At 65.0% G+C, this 18,581-nt stretch carries 16 protein-coding genes; 10 read left to right on the top strand and 6 right to left on the bottom strand.

The features are described from left to right. The first annotated feature begins 114 nt into the window (after positions 1–114). From IVA96_RS33825 to IVA96_RS33810, 4 genes are all read left to right on the top strand, one after another. Positions 115–270, top strand: a complete 156-nt coding sequence (locus IVA96_RS33825) for a hypothetical protein (protein WP_007612486.1) — start codon at positions 115–117, stop codon at positions 268–270. Positions 271–397: 127 nt separating this feature from the next. Continuing rightward, positions 398–1,327 carry an aspartyl/asparaginyl beta-hydroxylase domain-containing protein gene (locus tag IVA96_RS33820; protein WP_247334349.1) on the top strand — a complete coding sequence of 310 codons (930 nt, stop codon included), beginning with the start codon at positions 398–400 and terminating at the stop codon, positions 1,325–1,327. Between the two features lie 13 nt (positions 1,328–1,340). Beyond that, entirely contained in the window at positions 1,341–1,799 is a 459-nt protein-coding gene (locus tag IVA96_RS33815; RefSeq protein ID WP_247422014.1) for a nuclear transport factor 2 family protein, read from the top strand. A gap of 164 nt (positions 1,800–1,963) precedes the next feature. Further along, the gene (locus IVA96_RS33810; RefSeq protein ID WP_247278749.1) at positions 1,964–3,304 is read left to right on the top strand and encodes an MFS transporter; all 1,341 of its coding nucleotides are present in this window, start codon (positions 1,964–1,966) and stop codon (positions 3,302–3,304) included. Between the two features lie 61 nt (positions 3,305–3,365). Here the strand turns inward: IVA96_RS33810 and IVA96_RS33805 are convergent, their stop codons facing one another. The 3 genes from IVA96_RS33805 to galE all read right to left on the bottom strand — a co-directional run bounded on the left by IVA96_RS33805 (position 3,366) and on the right by galE (position 7,040). Continuing rightward, positions 3,366–4,067 carry a fumarylacetoacetate hydrolase family protein gene (locus IVA96_RS33805; protein ID WP_247334352.1) on the bottom strand — a complete coding sequence of 234 codons (702 nt, stop codon included), beginning with the start codon at positions 4,065–4,067 and terminating at the stop codon, positions 3,366–3,368. Between the two features lie 38 nt (positions 4,068–4,105). Continuing rightward, positions 4,106–5,908, bottom strand: a complete 1,803-nt coding sequence (locus tag IVA96_RS33800; RefSeq protein WP_247334353.1) for an ABC transporter ATP-binding protein — start codon at positions 5,906–5,908, stop codon at positions 4,106–4,108. A 118-nt stretch (positions 5,909–6,026) separates the two neighbouring features. After that, a complete protein-coding gene (gene galE, locus IVA96_RS33795) occupies positions 6,027–7,040 on the bottom strand; it encodes a UDP-glucose 4-epimerase GalE (RefSeq protein ID WP_247422013.1) in 1,014 nt (337 codons plus the stop codon). A gap of 126 nt (positions 7,041–7,166) precedes the next feature. Between galE and IVA96_RS33790 the strand changes: the two genes are divergently transcribed. Then, positions 7,167–8,204: a glycosyltransferase family 4 protein gene (locus tag IVA96_RS33790; protein ID WP_247422012.1), complete on the top strand. Its 1,038-nt coding sequence runs from the start codon at positions 7,167–7,169 to the stop codon at positions 8,202–8,204. Positions 8,205–8,383: 179 nt separating this feature from the next. Here IVA96_RS33790 and waaF read toward each other — a convergent pair whose 3' ends face one another. Then, a complete protein-coding gene (waaF, locus tag IVA96_RS33785; protein ID WP_247422010.1) occupies positions 8,384–9,454 on the bottom strand; it encodes a lipopolysaccharide heptosyltransferase II in 1,071 nt (356 codons plus the stop codon). Positions 9,455–9,612: 158 nt separating this feature from the next. On the opposite strand from waaF, the gene rfaD reads away from it, so the two are divergent. The 5 genes from rfaD (at position 9,613) to IVA96_RS33760 (ending at position 16,400) form a co-directional block, all read left to right on the top strand. Further along, positions 9,613–10,593 (top strand): ADP-glyceromanno-heptose 6-epimerase, encoded by a 981-nt coding sequence (gene rfaD / locus IVA96_RS33780; protein WP_247422008.1) that lies wholly within the window; start codon positions 9,613–9,615, stop codon positions 10,591–10,593. Between the two features lie 28 nt (positions 10,594–10,621). Next, the gene (rfaE1, locus tag IVA96_RS33775) at positions 10,622–12,106 is read left to right on the top strand and encodes a D-glycero-beta-D-manno-heptose-7-phosphate kinase (RefSeq protein WP_247422006.1); all 1,485 of its coding nucleotides are present in this window, start codon (positions 10,622–10,624) and stop codon (positions 12,104–12,106) included. Beyond that, entirely contained in the window at positions 12,103–13,389 is a 1,287-nt protein-coding gene (locus IVA96_RS33770) for an O-antigen ligase family protein (protein ID WP_247422005.1), read from the top strand. Before rfaE1 ends, IVA96_RS33770 begins: the two co-directional genes overlap by 4 nt. A gap of 100 nt (positions 13,390–13,489) precedes the next feature. Then, on the top strand, positions 13,490–15,403 hold the full coding sequence (locus IVA96_RS33765; protein WP_247422004.1) for an SDR family NAD(P)-dependent oxidoreductase: 1,914 nt from the start codon (positions 13,490–13,492) through the stop codon (positions 15,401–15,403). A 49-nt stretch (positions 15,404–15,452) separates the two neighbouring features. Next, positions 15,453–16,400, top strand: coding sequence for an NAD-dependent epimerase/dehydratase family protein (locus IVA96_RS33760; protein WP_247422388.1), 948 nt, complete (start codon positions 15,453–15,455; stop codon positions 16,398–16,400). Here the strand turns inward: IVA96_RS33760 and IVA96_RS33755 are convergent. Together IVA96_RS33755 and IVA96_RS33750 are read right to left on the bottom strand one after the other, a co-directional pair. Next, positions 16,388–17,407: a glycosyltransferase family 4 protein gene (locus IVA96_RS33755; protein WP_247422003.1), complete on the bottom strand. Its 1,020-nt coding sequence runs from the start codon at positions 17,405–17,407 to the stop codon at positions 16,388–16,390. The genes IVA96_RS33760 and IVA96_RS33755 overlap by 13 nt on opposite strands. After that, positions 17,404–18,363: a lysylphosphatidylglycerol synthase transmembrane domain-containing protein gene (locus IVA96_RS33750; RefSeq protein ID WP_247301761.1), complete on the bottom strand. Its 960-nt coding sequence runs from the start codon at positions 18,361–18,363 to the stop codon at positions 17,404–17,406. The genes IVA96_RS33755 and IVA96_RS33750 overlap by 4 nt, the downstream gene beginning before the upstream one ends. Positions 18,364–18,581 lie beyond the last annotated feature (218 nt).

Below are 18,581 nucleotides of genomic sequence, written 5' to 3'. Positions count from 1 at the left end.
GGCGCGATCGCCGCCGGGTTGAGCCTGGCGCAGACCGCACGGTTAACGCCGGCTTAACCGATTGAGTCCTAGCCTGTCTCGGCCGGGGTTACTCGCAAGGCCGAGGTGAGCCCAATGGAAGCCCAGAGAATTGCGGTCGACGCCGTCGTCGCGCTGACCGATTGCGACCGCGACGCCGTCATCGCCTTCATCCGCCGTCTCTATCTCGCCGGCGTCACCGACCCCAAACGCCTGACCTTCAAAGGGCTCCAGGCGCTATCGCGGGCGTGACTGCGTCTCCGTCAGGTTCCATGCTCCCGCTCGCGCCAGTGTGAGTGCAACCCAGCGGTGAATATCTTGCCGCCCCGGTCGGGTCGGGATAGATGACGTCGCCGGCTGGGTCACTGGGAACGGGGATATGCTGAAACAGCTTTTTGCGCCGCAACTTGTTATCCTTTATGTGCTGGTCGTCTCGACGATTTACGTCCACTTCCGCGGCAAGCAGCGGCTGCGCTTCGCGCGCCAGCTCGGCGACCACTCGACCTATCTCGCGCCCTACAATGTGTTGATGTATGTCGGCTCGGCCGTACCCAACAAGCCGGTGATCTCGGTCGATCAGTTTCCCGAGCTGAAGCTGCTGAGCGAGAACTGGGAGATCATCCGCGACGAGGCGGTGCGCCTGTTCGACGAAGGTTTTATTCGCGCGGCCGCCAACAACAACGACTGGGGCTTCTACTCTTTCTTCAAGAGCGGCTGGAAGCGGTTCTACCTGAAATGGTACGACGATTTCCTGCCGTCGGCGCGCACGCTCTGCCCGAAGACGGTGGAGCTGCTCAACTCGATCCCGAGCGTGCACGGCGCGATGTTCGCGATGCTGCCGCCGGGCGGCAAGCTCGGCGCCCATCGCGATCCGTTCGCGGGCTCGCTGCGCTATCACCTCGGCCTCGTCACGCCGAACTCGAACAAGTGCCGCATCCTGGTCGACGGTGTCGAATGCGTCTGGCGCGACGGCGAAGCCTTCATGTTCGACGAGACCTTCATCCACAGCGCGGAGAATGCGACCGACGTCAACCGCATTATCCTGTTCTGCGACGTCGAGCGGCCGATGAAGTTCGGCTTCATGACCGCCATCAACCGCTGGGTCAGCCACCACATCGTCAAGGCGTCGGCGACCCAGAACGTCGACGGCGAGAATGTCGGCGTGCTCAACAAGGTGTTCGGCAAGCTCTACGAGATCCATCTCGCCAGCCGCAAGGTCAAGGAATGGAACCGCAACGTCTACTACGCGCTGAAATATTCGCTGACGGCGCTGATCCTCGGCCTCATCGTGCTGTCGGCTCTGCGGTGATCAGGGCGTCGCGATGAGCCCCTTGCCGGTCGCGAATACGGACATCGTGCAGTTCTTCCGCCACTGGCTGGAAAGTTTTGCCGGCTATGTCCGGGAGGTTGATTACGCTTCGGCGCGGCCGCTCTTCCATCCGGACGTGCTTGCCTTCGGCACGCATAACGACGTCATCCCTGGTCTTGATCAGTGGGTCTCGACGCAATGGAATAACGTCTGGCCCAAGACGACCGATTTTCATTTCGTGCTCGATCAGACCTCGATCCTGGCATCCGCCGATGGCACGATGGCGACTGTGATCGCGCCATGGGCAAGCACGGGCTATCATCCCGATGGCAGCCCGTTTCCACGCCCCGGCCGGGCCACGATGGTGTTTGCCAGGAATGGCAAAACGTGGCTGTGCGTGCATTCCCACATGTCGCTCAATCGCGGTGTGCCGCAGGCAAGCCACGCCAATCGGCCCGTGAAGGCTTGGTAGCGCCAAGCCATCCGGCAGCGTGCGCCGCGGCTTTATTGGCCGACTAAAGTTTTACACTCTCGTTCCACCTCGGCCGGAACCCTTGGAACCTGATCTCGTTTGTTCCTCAAGGAACAACCGGCGAAAAATACGCAACCGGGGGGCTGTCCGGAGGAAACGCTCCCATGGCAACACTCGGCCTTGACGCCACCCGACTTACTCCATCCGAGCATCAGCGCCAGCTTCGTCGCGCGGTGATCGCGTCCACGGTAGGGACCGCGATCGAATGGTATGATTTCTTTCTCTACAGCACCGTCACCGGTCTGGTTTTCGCAAAGCTGTTCTTTCCGCAGTCCGACCCCTGGGTTGGCACGCTGGAGGCGTTTGCGATCTACGCAGTCGGCTTCATCGCGCGCCCGATCGGCGCGGCAATCTTTGGTCACTATGGCGACCGCATCGGCCGCAAGTCGACGCTGATCGCGACGCTGCTCTTGATGGGACTGGCGACCGCCGCGGTGGCCGTGGTGCCGACCTATGCGAGCATCGGCATCTGGGGCGCCGTGATCCTGACCGTGCTGCGATTCATTCAGGGCGTCGGCGTTGGCGGCGAGTGGGGCGGCTCGGTGCTGATGTCGATGGAATGGGCCCGCAGCGACCGATCCCGAGGATTGATCGCGTCATGGCCGCAATTCGGCGTGCCCTGCGGTCTGTTCCTCGCTAATCTCGCCGTGCTGGCGTTCAGCCAGATGGCGGGCGATCAGTTCCTGGCGTGGGGCTGGCGCATTCCATTCGCGCTCAGCATCATCCTGGTCGGCGTCGGCCTTTATATCCGGCTCGGCATCCTCGAAACGCCGGTGTTCTCAAAGCTCGTGGCCGAACGTCAGGTGGACCGCACGCCGATGCTGACCGTGATCCGGGAGTATCCGAAGGAGATTCTGCTGTCCGCCTTTGCGCGCATGTCGGAGCAGGCGCCGTTCTACATCTTCACAGCCTTCGTCTTTTCCTATGGCATCGGCACCTTGCATGTCTCGCGCGACTTCCTGCTGACCGCGGTGCTCTCGGCCTCGGTGCTGTCGTTCGTCTCGATTCCGCTGTGCGGACATATCTCCGATCAGATCGGCCGCAAGAACATGTACATGATCGGCGCTGCCGTGACGGGCATATTCGGCTTCGTCTATTTCGCGATGCTCGACACCGGATCGCCAACCATCATCTTCGTCGCGATCATCCTGTCGCTGATTCCGCATGACATGCAGTACGGCCCGCAAGCCGCCTTGATCGCCGAGAGCTTTACCGGACGCCTGCGCTACAGCGGCTCCTCGCTCGGCTATCAACTCGCTTCCGTGATCGCCGGCGGTCCGGCGCCGCTGATCGCAACCTGGCTGTTCGGCACGTTCCACTCGGCGACCGCGATCGCAATCTACATCGCGATTTGCGCTGTCGTGACGCTGGCCGCGACCGCGATGATGACCGATTACACCGGGAAGGACATCAACGTGGCCGGCGCGCATGAGCGGCGAACTTGAGCGCGTAAAAGCCCCGGACGCGACGTCCGGGGCTTTGCGTTTTCCTTGATTTGAGCTCAGCCTATTCTGGCTGGCCGATCGCGACCTTCAACGTGCCGATGCCGTCGACGCCGCATTCGAGCTTGTCGCCTACCTGGAGCTGCGACACGCCGGCCGGCGTGCCCGTCATGATGATGTCGCCGGCGGCGAGCTTCACCTGCTGCGAGAGCTGCCAGATGATTTCGGGCACGTTCCAGATCAACTCGGTGAGGTCGCCCTTCTGCGCTTCCTTGCCGTTGACCGTGAGCCAGATCTTGCCCTTGGCGGGGTGGCCGATCTTCGATGCCGGCTGAATCGCGGAGCACGGGGCGGAGCCGTCGAACGACTTGCCGATCTCCCACGGCCGCTCCTTCTTGCGCGAGGCGATCTGGAGGTCGCGGCGGGTGAGGTCGATGCCGACTGCGTAGCCGTAGACGTGGTCGAGCGCCTTGTCGGCAGGGATGTTCAGCCCACCGCTCTTCATCGCGACGACCAGCTCGACCTCGTGATGCAGATCCTTGGTCAGGGGCGGATAGGCAATGGTGGCGCCATCAGGCACCAGCATGTCGGCGTGCTTGGCGAAGAAGAACGGCGGGGCGCGCTCGTCATTGCCCATCTCGCGGATGTGCTCGAGATAATTGCGACCGACACACCAGATGCGGCGCACCGGATAGCGGCCGCTCTCACCGACGACGGGAAGCGAAGCCTGGGGCGGAAGCGGAATCACGTAGGAGGCGGCGTTCATGGAGCGGGTCTCGCGGCTCTTGAGGTTGACAAGGAACTCTATGCGGTTGCGCTGATCGGCGCCAGAGCGCCGGAATGGTGATGCTGCAGGCGGAAGAACGACGCATAGCGCCCGCCGCGGCGCAGCAGATCGTCGTGCCGGCCGTGCTCGACGATCTCGCCGCCCTCGACCACCAGGATGCGGTCTGCGTGCATGATGGTGTGCAGGCGGTGCGCGATCACGATGGTGGTGCGGTTCTGGCAGAGATGCTCGATCGCCTCCTGCACTTGCCGCTCGGACTCCGAATCGAGCGCGGCGGTGGCTTCGTCCAAGAGGATGATCGGCGCGTTCTTGATCAACGCGCGCGCCACCGCGATGCGCTGGCGCTGGCCGCCCGACAGCTGCGTGCCGTGCTCGCCGACGGGCGTGTCGTAGCCGAGCGGGAAACCCATGATGAAATCATGTGCGCAGGCCGCTTTTGCGGCCTCGATGATTTCCTGTTCGCTCGCGCCCGGCCTTCCGAAGGCGATATTGCTGCGGATGGTGTCGCGGAACAGATAGACGTCCTGGCCGACATAGGCGGTCTGCGCTCGGAGTGATTTTCGCGACACTGACGAGATCGACTGCCCGTCGATCACGATCTCGCCTTGCGTCACCTCGTGGAAGCGCAAGAGCAGCGCCAGCACGGTCGACTTGCCGCCGCCGGACGGGCCGACCAGCGCGGTGACCTTGCCCGGCTCGGCGACGAAGCTCATGCGGTTGAGCACGCTCTCGCCTGAGCGATAGGAGAAGCTCACGTCGCGCAGCTCGATGCGGGCATCTGACAGCTTCAGCGCCGGCTTGTCGTCATCGGACTGCTCGCTCGCCGGACTGTCGACGACCTCGAGCAGCATGCGCGCGCCGACCAACTGGCTGTTCAGGTCGATGTTGAGCCGCGCCAGCCGCTTGGCCGGCTCGGTCGCCATCAGGAATGCCGTCATGAAAGAGAAGAACGCGCCGGGCGTCGCATTGAGCGCGACCACGCTGTAGCCGCCATAGAGCAGGCAGCCGGCAACGGCGAATCCGCCTAGCATCTCCATCAGCGGATTGGAGCGGTTGGCGACGCGGGCCATCTTGTTGGCATTGCGCTCGACGATCGCGATGTTCTCGTCGATGCGCTTCTGCATGGTGTCTTCGAGCGTGAACGCCTTCACGGTGCGGATGCCCTGCAGCGATTCCTGCATGGTTTCCATGATATCGGCGGTGCCGGTGAACTGGTTATGCGCGAGACCCTTGATGCGCTTGACCAGCTTGCGCAGCACCAGCATCGCAGGTGGCACCGCGACGAGGCCGATGAACGACATCATCGGGTCCTGCCATACCATCACGCCGATCATAGCAAGCAGCATCAATAGGTCACGCCCGACGGCGTTGACCAGCATGTTGAGCACGTCGGTGATGGACTTGGCGCCGGCGGTCAGCCGCGCCAGAAATTCGGACGAATGCCGCTCGGAGAAGAAGCCGACGCTTTCGCGCATCAGCTTGGCGAAGAGCTGACGCTGGTTGGTAGCGAGGATGGCGTTGGAGATCTTGGTCAAGATCACCATGTGGCCGTAGGTCGCGACGCCCTTGATGAACAGCAGCACCACCGTGATGGCCGAAAACATCGCGATGCCTGGAATGTTCTTGTCGACATAGGCCTGATTGATGACCTGGCCGAGCACGTAGGTCGCGCCTGCGGTCGCGCCGGCGGCGAGCGCCATCAGCGCGAAGGCGACGAGGTAGCGCCTCCAGTAAACGACCCCTTGTTCCAAGACCAGGCGGCGAATCAACACCGCTGCTGCATAGGGGTCGTCAGTGATTTTCTTTGGGAACTGGGCCATCCGGTGTCCATTGACGGCGCGGGACAAAGCCTGCCCGTGCGTCAGGGATCGATGGGCCTCTGTGCCCGCTCGGCTACAGTTTTTCAAGCCCAATTAAGGGCTTGCGCTCGGGTTGATTCTAGGCCGAGACGGCGTGGCGGAGCTCGCCATGGCGCTCGCGGAACAGCTTGTCCTCCCAGGCCAGGGCGTGCGCGGCGATGGTCTCGAGGTCATCATACTGTGGGTGCCAGTCGAGCAGGCCGCGGATGCGGCTGGTGTCGGCGACCATGGTCATGATGTCGCCAGGCCGGCGCGCGGCGTATTGCACGGCGAAGCTGCGGCCCGAAACCCGCCGCACCGCGTCGATGGTCTCCAGCACCGAATAGCCACGGCCATAGCCGCAATTGAGCGTCGTCGAGGCGCCGCCATTGCGCAAATAGGCCAGCGCCGAGCGATGCGCCTGCGAGAGGTCGGTGACGTGGATGAAATCGCGGATGCAGCTGCCGTCCGGGGTTGGATAGTCCGTGCCGAACACGTCGATCTTGGCGCGCTGGCCGGTGGCGGCTTCAACTGCGATCTTGAGCAGATGCGTGGCACCGGCGGTGGCAAGGCCGATGCGCGCCTGCGGATCGGCGCCGGCGACGTTGAAGTAGCGCAAGGTCACATATTGCATGCCGTAGGCGGCGGCGACGTCATGCAGCATGATTTCGGTCATCAGCTTCGACGAGCCGTAAGGCGACAGCGGTCGCGTCGGCGCATGCTCGGGCACCGGCACCTGGTCAGGATCGCCGTAGACGGCGGCGGTCGAGGAGAAGATGAAGCGGCTGATGCCGCGCTTGACCGCGACGTTGAGCAGATTGCGCGCGGTCATGAAGTTGTTGCGATAATAGCCGAGCGGATCGCGCATCGAATCCGGCACGACGACCGAGCCCGCGAAATGGATGATGCTCTCGATGTCGTGCTGCGCGATCACGCCTTCGAGCAGGTTCTCGTCGCCGGCATCGCCGATGAACAGCGGCACGCCTTCCGGCAGATAGGTGGAGAAACCCGTGGAGAGATCGTCGATCACGACGACGTCCTCGCCGGCTTCCGCCAGCGCCAGGACCGTGTGACTTCCGATATAGCCGGCGCCGCCGGTGACTAGCACAGTCATGATCTCACCCGTCTTCGATCAACGCCTAAAACTACCGCCCGCGTGGTGAAGAGGGGGTATCGGCGCGGCTGAACTGGTCACTATGCTTAATGTTGCGTATAGGGATCTTTCGAAACGGAGCATGACGTGGCGAATTTCCCCGGCGATCTCGAAGTGATCGTGCCAAATCTGCACAGGCGCTATTCCGGGGTCACCGCGACCAATCGGATGGTGGCGCCGCGGCTCGCAAGGCTGTTTCGCGCGGCCTGGTTCGGCTCCGATGCGCCGGCGGGGATCGGCCGCCTGAGCGCTGCGGATTTTCTGAAGCTATGGCGGCGCAAGGCGCCGCTGATCTGGCATGCGCGGCGCAACAACGAGATGATCGCCGGCGTCGCGTTGCGCGCGCTCGGCTGGCCCCTGAAGCTCGTGTTCACTTCGGCGGCGCAGCGGCATCACAGCTGGATCACGCGCTGGCTGATCCGGCGCATGGATGCGATCATCGCAACGAGCGACATCTCGGCATCCTTCCTGAAAGTGAAGGCAACCGTGATCCCGCATGGTGTCGACACCGACGTCTACGCACCGCCGACAGATCGCGCCGCGGCCTTCGCCGAAGCCGCGCTGCCCGGCCGCTACGCAATCGGCTGCTTCGGCCGCGTGCGCGCCCAGAAGGGCACCGACGTATTCGTCGATGCGATGTGCCGGCTGCTGCCGCGACATTCGGATTTCTCCGCTGTGATCGTCGGCCAGGTCACGCCCGAGCAGACGCGCTTTGCCAACGACCTGAAGCAGCGCATCGAGACGGCCGGCCTGCAATCGCGCATCGTCATGACCGGCGAATTGCCGATCGAAGCGGTGCAGCGCTGGTATCAGCGATTGACGATCTACGCCTTCACCTCGCGCAACGAAGGTTTCGGCCTGACGTTGATCGAAGCGATGGCGACCGGCAGCGCCCTCGTCGCCGCACGCGCCGGCGCGGCCGAACTCGTGGTCGAGGATGGCGTGACCGGCGTGCTGGTGCCGCCGGGCGATGTCGATGCGCTGGTCGCCGCGCTGGAGCCGTTGATGCGAGATGTGGACGCCGCGACCGCGATGGGCGCGCGCGGGCGGGCGCGGGTGCTCGCAAAGTTCAGCCTGGATGCGGAGGCGGCGCGGATCGGCGAGATCTATCGGCCGCTGCTCTGAACCGGTTTTTTTCACGACGCCAAACAAAAAGCGCGAAAACAACCCCATGCACCGTAGCCGGTGCTAGCAAAATCAATGGGTTGACCGCTGGCACGATCTTTTGCGGATTTTTCGAATCGTGTTTGACTTGTCGGGCAAAACACTGGCAGGATGTCATCATCGGCAATGGCCGGATCGCCTCACGTCGTCGTCCGCGCTTCCGCTTCACTCAACACCCGCTGCGCAATCGCGACCACCTCGCTCGCCGCGATGTCGCGCATGCAGCGGTGGTCGTTCATCTTGCAGATCGTGCTCTGGCACGGCTGGCAGGACAGCACGCTCTTGTTCTGGACCACGGTGGCGGCAAGGCCGTTGAGTGGGGCCCAGAGATAGGGGTCGGTTGGCCCGAAGATGCCCATGGTGGGCGTGCCCAGGGCGGCTGCGATGTGCATCAGGCCGGAATCGTTGGAAATCGCGACGCCGGCCGCGGCCATGGCCAGCACGCCATTGCGCAGGTCGTTGCCGGTGAGGTCTCGCACCCCCGCGCCGCCGGCTGCGACGATCTCCCGGGCGAGGCCTTTCTCGGCGGGGCCGCCGACCACCCAGACCTCCAGGCCGCGCTCGACCAGCAACCGGGCAGCCTCGGGATAGTAGGTCCAGCGTTTGGACGCCCCGACGGAGCCGGGCGCCAGCGCTACGGCTGCGCCGGCGCTGAGGCCATTGGCCTGCCGCCAGCGGGCGATCTCCTCGGCCGGGACCCGCAATTGCGGCACCGGCCATTCCGCAGGCAGCGGCGCGCCGTCGGGCTGGGCAAGGGCGGCGTTCTTGTCGATGAAGCGGGGCAGCTTCTTCTCGCCCCAGCGCCAGCGGTTGAGCAGGCCGAACCGGAACTCGCCGACGAAGCCGACCCGTTCGGGAATGCCCGCTAGCGCGGGCGCGATGGCCGCCTTCCAGGTCCGGGGCAGCACCAGGGCGGTGCCGTAGTTCCGCTCGCGCAGGCGTTTTGCCAGGCTGAGCTGGCGGCCAATTGCGAGCCGGCCGCGCGGCAGGTCCCAAACGACGCCAGCGCGCACGCCGGGCATGTAATCGACCAGCGGGGCGCACAGCGAGGTGGTCAGGAGATCGACCGGCCGGTTTGGCCATCGCTGATTTAGCACCCGCACGACGGTGTGATTCCGGACGAAATCGCCGATCCACATGTAGGGAATGATCAGGATCGGGCGCGTGTCGTCCCGGTCTGCATGTTCACCAAGTTTCGAATTTTGATTCATTGTTAATACGATCGGGCGAGCTGATAATGGGCGCTCGGTTAGCCGCTCCCAGCCAGCAGGTAAAGCCGGCTGAGGAACGATGCCAAAACCGCTTACACTTTGGCAGATCATGCGCTACGGCAGGACCGGGCCTTCAGAAAATCGGGCAGGTAGGTGGAATGTTGCTGGTGACCGGCGGGGCCGGTTTTATCGGATCGAACGTCGTCGCCGCGCTGAATCAGGCCGGCCGCAGCGACGTCGTGGTCTGCGATCTCCTCGGCTCTGACGGCAAATGGCGCAACCTCGCCAAGCGGCAGCTTGTGGATATCGTCCCGCCGGCCGAACTGGAGGGCTGGCTGAAGGGCCGCAAGCTCGACGCAATGATCCATCTTGGTGCGATTTCCGAGACCACCGCGACCGACGGCGATCTCGTGATCGAGACCAATTTCCGCCTCTCGATGCGCCTGTTGGACTGGTGCACGGCGAATGCGGTGCCGTTCATCTATGCCTCATCGGCCGCGACCTATGGCGATGGCGCGGATGGCTTCGACGACGATTTCTCGCTGCCGGCGCTGAAAAAGCTGCGGCCGATGAATCTGTACGGCTGGAGCAAGCACCTGTTCGACCTCGCTGTTGCCGAGCGCGTAGCGAGGGGCGACCGGCTCCCGCCGCAATGGGCGGGCCTGAAATTCTTCAACGTGTTCGGCCCCAACGAATACCACAAGGGCTCGATGATCAGCGTGCTGGCGCGCCGCTTCGATGACGTGAAAGCGGGCCGCGTCGTGCAATTGTTCAAGTCGCATCGCGAAGGTATTGCTGACGGCGACCAGCGCCGCGATTTCATCTATGTCGACGACGTCGTGCGCGTCCTCATGTGGCTGCTGGCGACGCCGTCGGTCTCCGGCCTCTTCAACGTCGGGACCGGCAAGGCGCGCAGTTTCAAGGACCTGATGCTGGCAGCCTATGCAGCCCTCGGCAAAAGCCCCAACATCGAATACATCGACATGCCCGAGGCGATCCGGGGCAGCTATCAATACTTCACCCAGAGCAAGGTCGATCGTCTCCACCGCGCCGGCTATAACGGTGGCTTCACGACGCTTGAGAACGCGGTCAAGGCCTATGTCGGGGATTACCTCGACCGGCCCGACCGCTTCCGCTGAGGCCCCAAGGACCTGAGGCCCAAAGATCATGCCGACACCCATCCTCGATTTCGATGCCCTCGCACAGGCCATCAGCGGCCGCACGGTGCTGTGCATCGGCGACATCATGCTGGACGAGTTTGTCTATGGCGAGGTGTCGCGAATCTCGCCGGAAGCGCCCGCGCCGGTGATCTCGGCACAGCGCAGCGAGATCCATATCGGCGGCGCCGGCAACGTCGCGCGCAACGTCGCCTCCCTCGGCGCGCGCTGCATCTTCGTCGGGCTCATCGGCGAGGACGATGCGGGCAGGCGGCTTGCCTCGGCGCTGGCGGAGTACGCCGGCATCGACAGCGTTCTGGTGAGCGACGTCTCGCGCCCGACCACGCGAAAAGTCCGCTTCGTTTCCGAGCATTTTTCCACGCATATGTTGCGTGCGGATTGGGAGCAGGCGGGGCCTGCCTCCGATGCGACCGAGACGAAGCTGATCGAGGCGATCCTGCCGCAGATCGCGCGCGCCGACATCGTGCTGCTGTCCGACTACGCCAAGGGCGTGCTGACCGCACGCGTGATCCGCCACACCATCGACGCCGCGCGAAAGCTCGGCAAGCCCGTCATCGTCGACCCCAAGAGCCTGAACTGGGCGATCTATCGTGGCGCCACGCTGCTCACGCCCAACCGCAAGGAGTTTTCGGAGGCGACGCGGAGCCGCGCCGACAGCACGCAGAGCATCGTTGATGCCGGCGAGGACGTGATGCGGCTCGCCGATTGCGAGGCGATCCTGGTCACGTTGGGCGAGCACGGCATGACGCTGGTGCCGCGCAGCGGCGAGGCGGTCCATGTTCCGGCGTTCCCGGTGAAGGTGCGCGACGTCTCCGGCGCCGGCGACACGGTTGCCGCCGCGCTTGCGGTCTCGCTCGCAGCGGGCGCGGACTGGGACACGGCGCTGCGCATGGCCAATGCCGCCGCCGCCGTCGCCGTCGGCAAGCAGGGCACCGCCACCGTGAGCGCGGCCGAGCTGCGGCGAAAGATCCTGCCCCACGCCTATCTCGCCGCCGAGGTGAAGATCGTGCTCGAGCCGGACGCGCTGGACGCGCAACTCGCCGAATGGACGAGGCAGGGCCAGCGCGTCGGCTTCACCAATGGCTGTTTCGACATCCTCCACCCCGGCCACGTCAAGGTGCTGACCGCGGCGCGCGCCGCCTGTGACCGCCTGATCGTGGGTCTCAACAGCGACGCGTCGGTGCGGCGGCTGAAGGGCGCCGATCGTCCGGTCCAGGACGAGCGCGCGCGTGCCGAGGTGCTGGCCGCGCTCGAGGCCGTCGATCTCGTCGTCATCTTCGAGGAGGACACGCCGATCGAGCTGATCACCAAGATCAAGCCGGCTGTGCTGGTGAAGGGCGGCGACTATACCCGCGAGCAGGTGGTCGGCCACGAGGTCGTCGAGGCCACGGGCGGGACGGTCGTGCTGGTCGACATCCTCCAGGGCTTCAGCACCACCGCGCTGGTGCATCGCGCGCGGGGAGGGAGCAAGTGACGGCGCTCGCCCGCGAGACGACGGGCCATATGCTCTTGCGGCGCCTGCGCAGCCCGGCGGCCTGGCGCGAGACGGTGGACATTTTTGCGGTGCTGACCGCGGCTTCGCTGCCCTGGTCGACGTCGCTCGCGGGGATATTCAATGCCCTCATGCTGCTGTGCATGGTGCCGTTTCTCGACGTCCGCGCATTCCTGCAGTCGCTGAAGCGTCCGATCTGCGTTGCGCCGATTGCGCTGGTCGTTCTCGCGCTGGCGGGGACGCTGTGGTCGGACGCGTCCTGGGGCGCGCGCCTATATGCGGTCAACCCAACCGTCAAGCTGCTCGTGCTGCCCGTCCTGCTCTACCATTTCGAGCGCTCGCGGCGCGGGCATTGGGTGATCGTCGCGTTCCTGGTGTCCTGCGCGCTGTTGTCGGTGATGTCGTGGCTGGTCGCCTTCTATCCCAACCTTGCGCTCAAGACCGACCCGCCCGAACGCGGCATCTTCGTCAAGAACTATATCGACCAGAGCCAGGAATTCGCGCTCTGCGCGGTCGCGCTCGCCTATCCGGTCGTGACGCTGCTGCGTGAGAAGCGTTACTGGCTGGCCGGGCTGCTCACTGTGCTGGCACTCAGCTTCTTCGTCAACATGGCCTTCGTGGTGGTGTCGCGCACGGCGCTCGTCACCATTCCGATTCTGTTCGGCGTGTTCGCGCTGCTTCACCTCAAAGGCCGCAGCATAGCGATCGTTGCCGCCGTTCTGCTCGCCGGCGCCGTTCTGGCTTGGCAGGCTTCGCCGCATTTGCGGCAGACCGCCGAGAGGTTCGCCAGGGATTACACCGGCTATGTGGAAAGGGGCGAGCCGACCTCGATGGGCATGCGGCTCGAGTTCTGGCGGAAATCGCTCGGCTTCTTCGCGGAGGCGCCGATCTTCGGCCACGGCACAGGCTCGACGCGGGGATTGTTCGAGCGGGTCGCAACGCCCCGCGGTCAGTACCAGGCATCCGCCGAAGTGATCGGCAATCCCCATAACCAGACGCTGAACGTCGCCGTGCAATGGGGCGCTATCGGCATCGCCGCTCTCTATGCGATCTGGATCCTGCATCTGCTGTTGTTTCGTGGCGAGGGGCTTGCCGACTGGATCGGGCTGCTGGTGGTGGTGCAGAACGTCTTCACTTCGTTGTTCAACTCCCATCTGTTCGACTTCCACGAGGGCTGGATGTACGTCATCGGCGTCGGCGTTGCCGGCGGCATGGTGATCCGGGCACGACAGGTGGAGGTGAAGGCGGGGGACTGCGGTTCCTGAACGGCCGGCGCGCGGTTGCTACGCTCTGACTGGCATGTCTTGCCGAGATGGGCTATCAGCGCCGTCAGGTTGCACCTAACTGGGTTTCATCGGCCGGCGGATGACGCGTCTTTCGCATCTCACCTCGCGCAATTTCCTGATCGCGCTGCACGACGTGCTTGCGACCACTGCGGCACTTTTTGCCGCCTTCTATCTGCGATTCGAGGGCGGTGACGGCTTCTTCGCGCGCCTGCCGCTCCTGTTCCAGATCCTACCCTACTTCCTCGGCTTGGCCGTGGTCGTGTTCTTCCTCTTCAACCTGACCACGACGAAGTGGCGCTTCATCTCGCTGCCGGATGCGCTGAACATCATCCGCGCTGCAACCGTGCTGACGCTCGCGCTGCTGGTGCTGGACTACATCTTCGTCGCGCCCAACGTCCGCGGCAGCTTCTTCGTCGGCAAGGTGACCATCGTCCTCTACTGGTTTCTCGAGATCGGCTTCCTCAGCGCGCTGCGCATGACCTACCGCTACTTCCGCTATACGCGGGTGCGGCGTCATGCGCGCACCGAGGACGCCGCGCCGACGCTGCTGATCGGCCGGACTGCGGATGCCGAGGTGCTGTTGCGCGGCATCGAGAGCGGGGCGATCAAGCGGATCTGGCCGGTCGGCATATTGTCGCCCTCGCGCGCCGATCTGGGCCAGCTCATCCGCAACGTGCCGGTGCTGGGCGGCATCGACGATTTCGAGGACGTCATCGGGGACTTTTCCAAGCGCGACAAGCCGATCGCCCGCATCGTGATGACGTCGTCGGCGTTCGAGCCGGAAGCCCATCCCGAATCGGTCCTGATGCGGGCACGCAAGTTAGGCGTGATCGTGAGCCGCATGCCCTCGCTGGAGAGCGGCGAGGCGCCACGGCTCACGGCGGTCGCGGTCGAGGACCTCTTGTTGCGGCCGAGCGAGAAGATCGACTATGCGCGCCTGGAAGCGCTGATCAAGGGCAAGGCGGTGATCGTCACCGGCGGCGGCGGCTCGATCGGGTCCGAGATATGCGAGCGCGTGGTCACCTTCGGTGCTGCACGCGTGCTGATTCTGGAGAATTCCGAGCCGGCACTCTACGCCGTCACGGAGACGCTCGCCGCGCACGGCTCCGGCGCTGCGATCGAAGGGCGGATTGCCGACATCCGCGACCGCGAGCGCATCATACGCCTGATGGCGGAGTTCAAGCCCGACATCGTGTTTCACGCCGCGGCCCTCAAGCACGTGCCGATCCTCGAGCGCGATTGGAGCGAGGGAGTCAAGACCAACATCTTCGGCTCGATCAACGTCGCCGATGCGGCGCTTGCCGCAGGCGCCGAAGCCATGGTGATGATCTCGACGGACAAGGCGATCGAGCCGGTATCGATGCTCGGCCTGACCAAGCGCTTCGCCGAGATGTATTGCCAGGCGCTCGACCATGATCTCGCAGTAGCGAGCGGCGGCGCCAGGCCGCCGATGCGGCTGATCTCGGTGCGGTTCGGCAATGTGCTGGCTTCGAACGGCTCGGTGGTGCCGAAGTTCAAAGCCCAGATCGAGGCCGGCGGCCCCGTCACCGTCACCCATCCCGACATGGTCCGCTACTTCATGACCATCCGGGAAGCCTGCGATCTCGTCATCACGGCGGCAACGCACGCACTCGGACAGACGCGGCCCGATGTCTCGGTCTACGTCCTCAACATGGGACAGCCGGTGAAGATCGTCGATCTCGCTGAGCGTATGATCCGCCTCTCGGGCCTTGAGCCCGGCTACGACATCGACATCGTGTTCACGGGCATGCGGCCGGGCGAGCGGCTGTACGAGATCCTATTCGCCTCCGAGGAGCCGACCCGCGAAATCGGCGTTGCCGGCATCATGGCGGCGCAGCCGAACGAGCCGCCGATGCAGACGCTGCGCAAATGGATTGCGGCGCTGGAGCAGGCGATCGCGCGCGACGATCGCGCCACCATCAGGACCATCCTGAAGGATGCGGTTCCCGAATTCGGGTCGACCGCGGCCTGATCGTGCCGGTCGACGGATTGTTGCGCAACGCTGTTCTGTCGGAGCAATGATGAGCGAGATAAAGCCGGTCGCGCTGGTGACGGGAGCGAGTGGCTTCATCGGCCGTCATGTCGTGCGCGCATTGACGCGTGAGGGCTGGTCGGTCCGGTGCGCGGTGCGCAGCCCGGAAGGGGCCGGCGACGAGGTCGTGATCGCATCGATCGGCCCCGAAACCGACTGGCGGGCCGCGCTTGAAGGCGTCGACGCCGTCATCCATCTCGCCGCGCGCGTGCATTACAAGAACGACGAGCGCGCGGTCGAGCTCTACCGCAAGGTCAATGTCGAGGGCACACTGCGCTTGGCGCGCTGCGCAGCGACGGCCGGCGTACGCCATTTCATCTTCATCAGCACTGTTCTGGTGCACGGCCGCAGCAACGAGGGCCGTGCCCCGTTCAGCGAGCGCGATGTCCCGACGCCGCGTGGCCTCTACGGCGCGTCCAAGGCCGAGGCCGAGGCGGGCTTGAGGACGCTGGCGCGGGACAGCGACATGAAAATCTCGGTGATCAGGCCGCCGCTGATCTACGGCGCACACGCCAAGGGCAATTTCCCGCTGCTGGCGCGCGCGGTCAGGCTGGGGCTGCCGCTGCCCTTTGCGGCGATCCGCAATCGCCGCAACTTTCTATGCGTGCAAAACCTGTCGTCGTTCATCCTGCACCGGCTCGGCCATCCCGACCCCACGAGCAATTTCGAGATCTTCCTGCTGGCCGACAGGGAAAGGGTCTCGACGCCCGAATTCATCGCGTGCCTCGCGAGAGCCTCCGGCAAGCGCCCGCGGCTGTTCGGCATACCGCCAAACCTGCTCAGCGCGGCCCTGCGCGTGACCGGGCGTCAGGATATGCATGACGGCCTGATCGGCTCGCTCGAGCTCGACATCTCGAAGGCGATCGCAACCGGCTGGCAGCCGCAGCTCACCCTCGAGGAGGGCTTGCGTCTGGCGGTGTCGGATCAGGAGCCCTGAGACCGCGAGAAGCGGTGCAGCACGCATCCGACCGCGAGCGCGCCGGCCACAAGTGCGCTCGTGGTGACCGCCGGCGCGGCGGCACGGATGGTGAGGATGGCGAGCCCGGCGAGCACGAGGTTGAGCAGGAAGACCTCGCCGATCACCCGCGGGACCGTGAAACCGTTGTCAGTGGCGCGCTGGTAGAAATGCGTACGGTGCGCCGACCAGAACGGCTCGCGCCGCGCGATCCGTCGAAACAGCGTGATGGTGGAATCGGCGAGATAATAGGCCGGCAGCAGCAGTGCCGCGGCCGTCTGCCCGCGAAAGGCGAGCTCGAGCAGGCACCAGCCAAGCAAAAGGCCGATCGGCAGGCTGCCGACATCGCCCAGGAAGACTCTTGCCACCGGACGGTTGAACGGCGCAAAGCCGAGCATGCCGCCGCACAGCGTCGCCGCGACCAGCGCGGCCGGCCATGGCAGCTCGCCCAGCCATCCCAGCAGCAGCAGCGCCGCGGTGACCGGCACCACTTCCGCGGCCGTCATCAGATCGAGCCCGTCCATGAAGTTGACGAGGTTCACGAACCAGACCCCTGCGAGCAGGATGAGGCCGCGCTCCAGCGCAAGCGGCAGCGCCGGAACGATGCGCGCAGTCTCGGGCGCGGTGAACACCACGGCGCCGACGGCCGCGGCCTGCAGCACCAGCCGCACCAGCACCGGCAGCGATACGATGTCGTCGGCAAATCCGACCAGCGCGATCAAGACCGTCGCACCGAGCAGTGCGGGCGGGATCGCGACGTTCGCGACACTCGCAAAGAGCGAGGCGACGATGAGCGTCGCCGCGATCACGGCGATGCCCGCACCCTGCGGGGTCGGAATGCGATGCGAGGAGCGCGCGTTCGGCCGTGCCAGCGCGTAGCGCTGGAGCAGGGGACGGCTGCTCCAGGTGATGAGCGCCGACACCAGCGCGGCGATTGCGACGGCAAGCAGCGACGGCACGGCGGCGAGGGCGTCTGCGGCCGAGCTCACTCGGGCACTCCGATCGGGACCGACCCTTGCGCGGCCTTCTCCGCGCTGAGGATCCAGACCAACCCGCCGATCGCGCCGACGATGAAGAACACGGCGCCAAACAGCAGCGAGACGTTGACACCTTCGTTTGCGGCGAGTCCGGCGAAGCCGAACGCGAGGCTCATGGTGGCTTCACGCACGCCCCAGCCCGCGATCGAGATCGGCATCATGGTGATCAGCATCACCGGCGGGACCAGCAGGAATATCTGGCCGAAGCTGATTGGCGCGGCGATCGCCTGCACGACGCACCAGGCGACGACGACGGCGAGCACGTGAACGAGGACCGACAGGACCGCGATGATCGGTCCGCGGCTGCGGCTGAAGATCACGCGATTGGCGATCACGGCACAGGCGTGGATGTGATGCGTCGCCCACCAGGTCTTCAGCCAGCGCCATTTCAACGCGCCGAAGATCAGGAAGCCGAGGCCGCCCGCCAGTGCCGCGAAATCGATGAGCAGCAGCGCCGAGCGCCCGTGCGGATCGGTGATGAGGGTATAACTCCAGGGCAGGCTCGCGACGATGAGCACCGCGAGCGCGATCAAGCCGATCGCGCGATCGACGAAGATCGAGTAGGTCGCCGCGCGCCAGCCGGCGCCGGCGCGCGCAACCAGCCACAGCCGGACCGCATCGCCGCCGATCGCCGACGGCAGGGTCTGGTTGAAGAAGGCACCGATCACGTTGTAACGCATGGCACGGCCGAGCTCGAGCGGCGCGCCGCACGCGGCGCTGATCTCGCGCCAGCGCAGCACGCCGACGAAGATTTGCAGGAACGCGACCGCGATCGCCACGCCGATCCAGAACAGGCTGGACACCGTGAAGCGCGAGAACAGTTCGGACAGGTCCACCTTGCGCAGCGCCAGATAGAGCAGCGCCGCGGAAATCAGGATCTTGGCCGCAGAAAACAGGATTCGGCGCATCTCGCCCGCATGAACAGGTTTGCGAAGATTGGAGGCAACCCGACGCGAGGCGCCGAATTCGGCCGCTTTGGTATGGTTTTGGCGCCGATCTTGCAATAGCCGATGTAAGACGCTGTGCAGCGGCGTTTGAAGGCCTGCATGAGGAGCGGCAGGCCTATTGCGACCTCCACGAAGTGGCGGCTAAACAGGCTCTGTGGGCAAGGGATCCCTGGGGAACA

Source organism: Bradyrhizobium sp. 159, from assembly GCF_023073795.1.
Lineage (GTDB): Bacteria > Pseudomonadota > Alphaproteobacteria > Rhizobiales > Xanthobacteraceae > Bradyrhizobium.
Note: the sequence above shows the minus strand (reverse complement) of the source record. Positions and strands in the feature narration are given on the sequence as shown.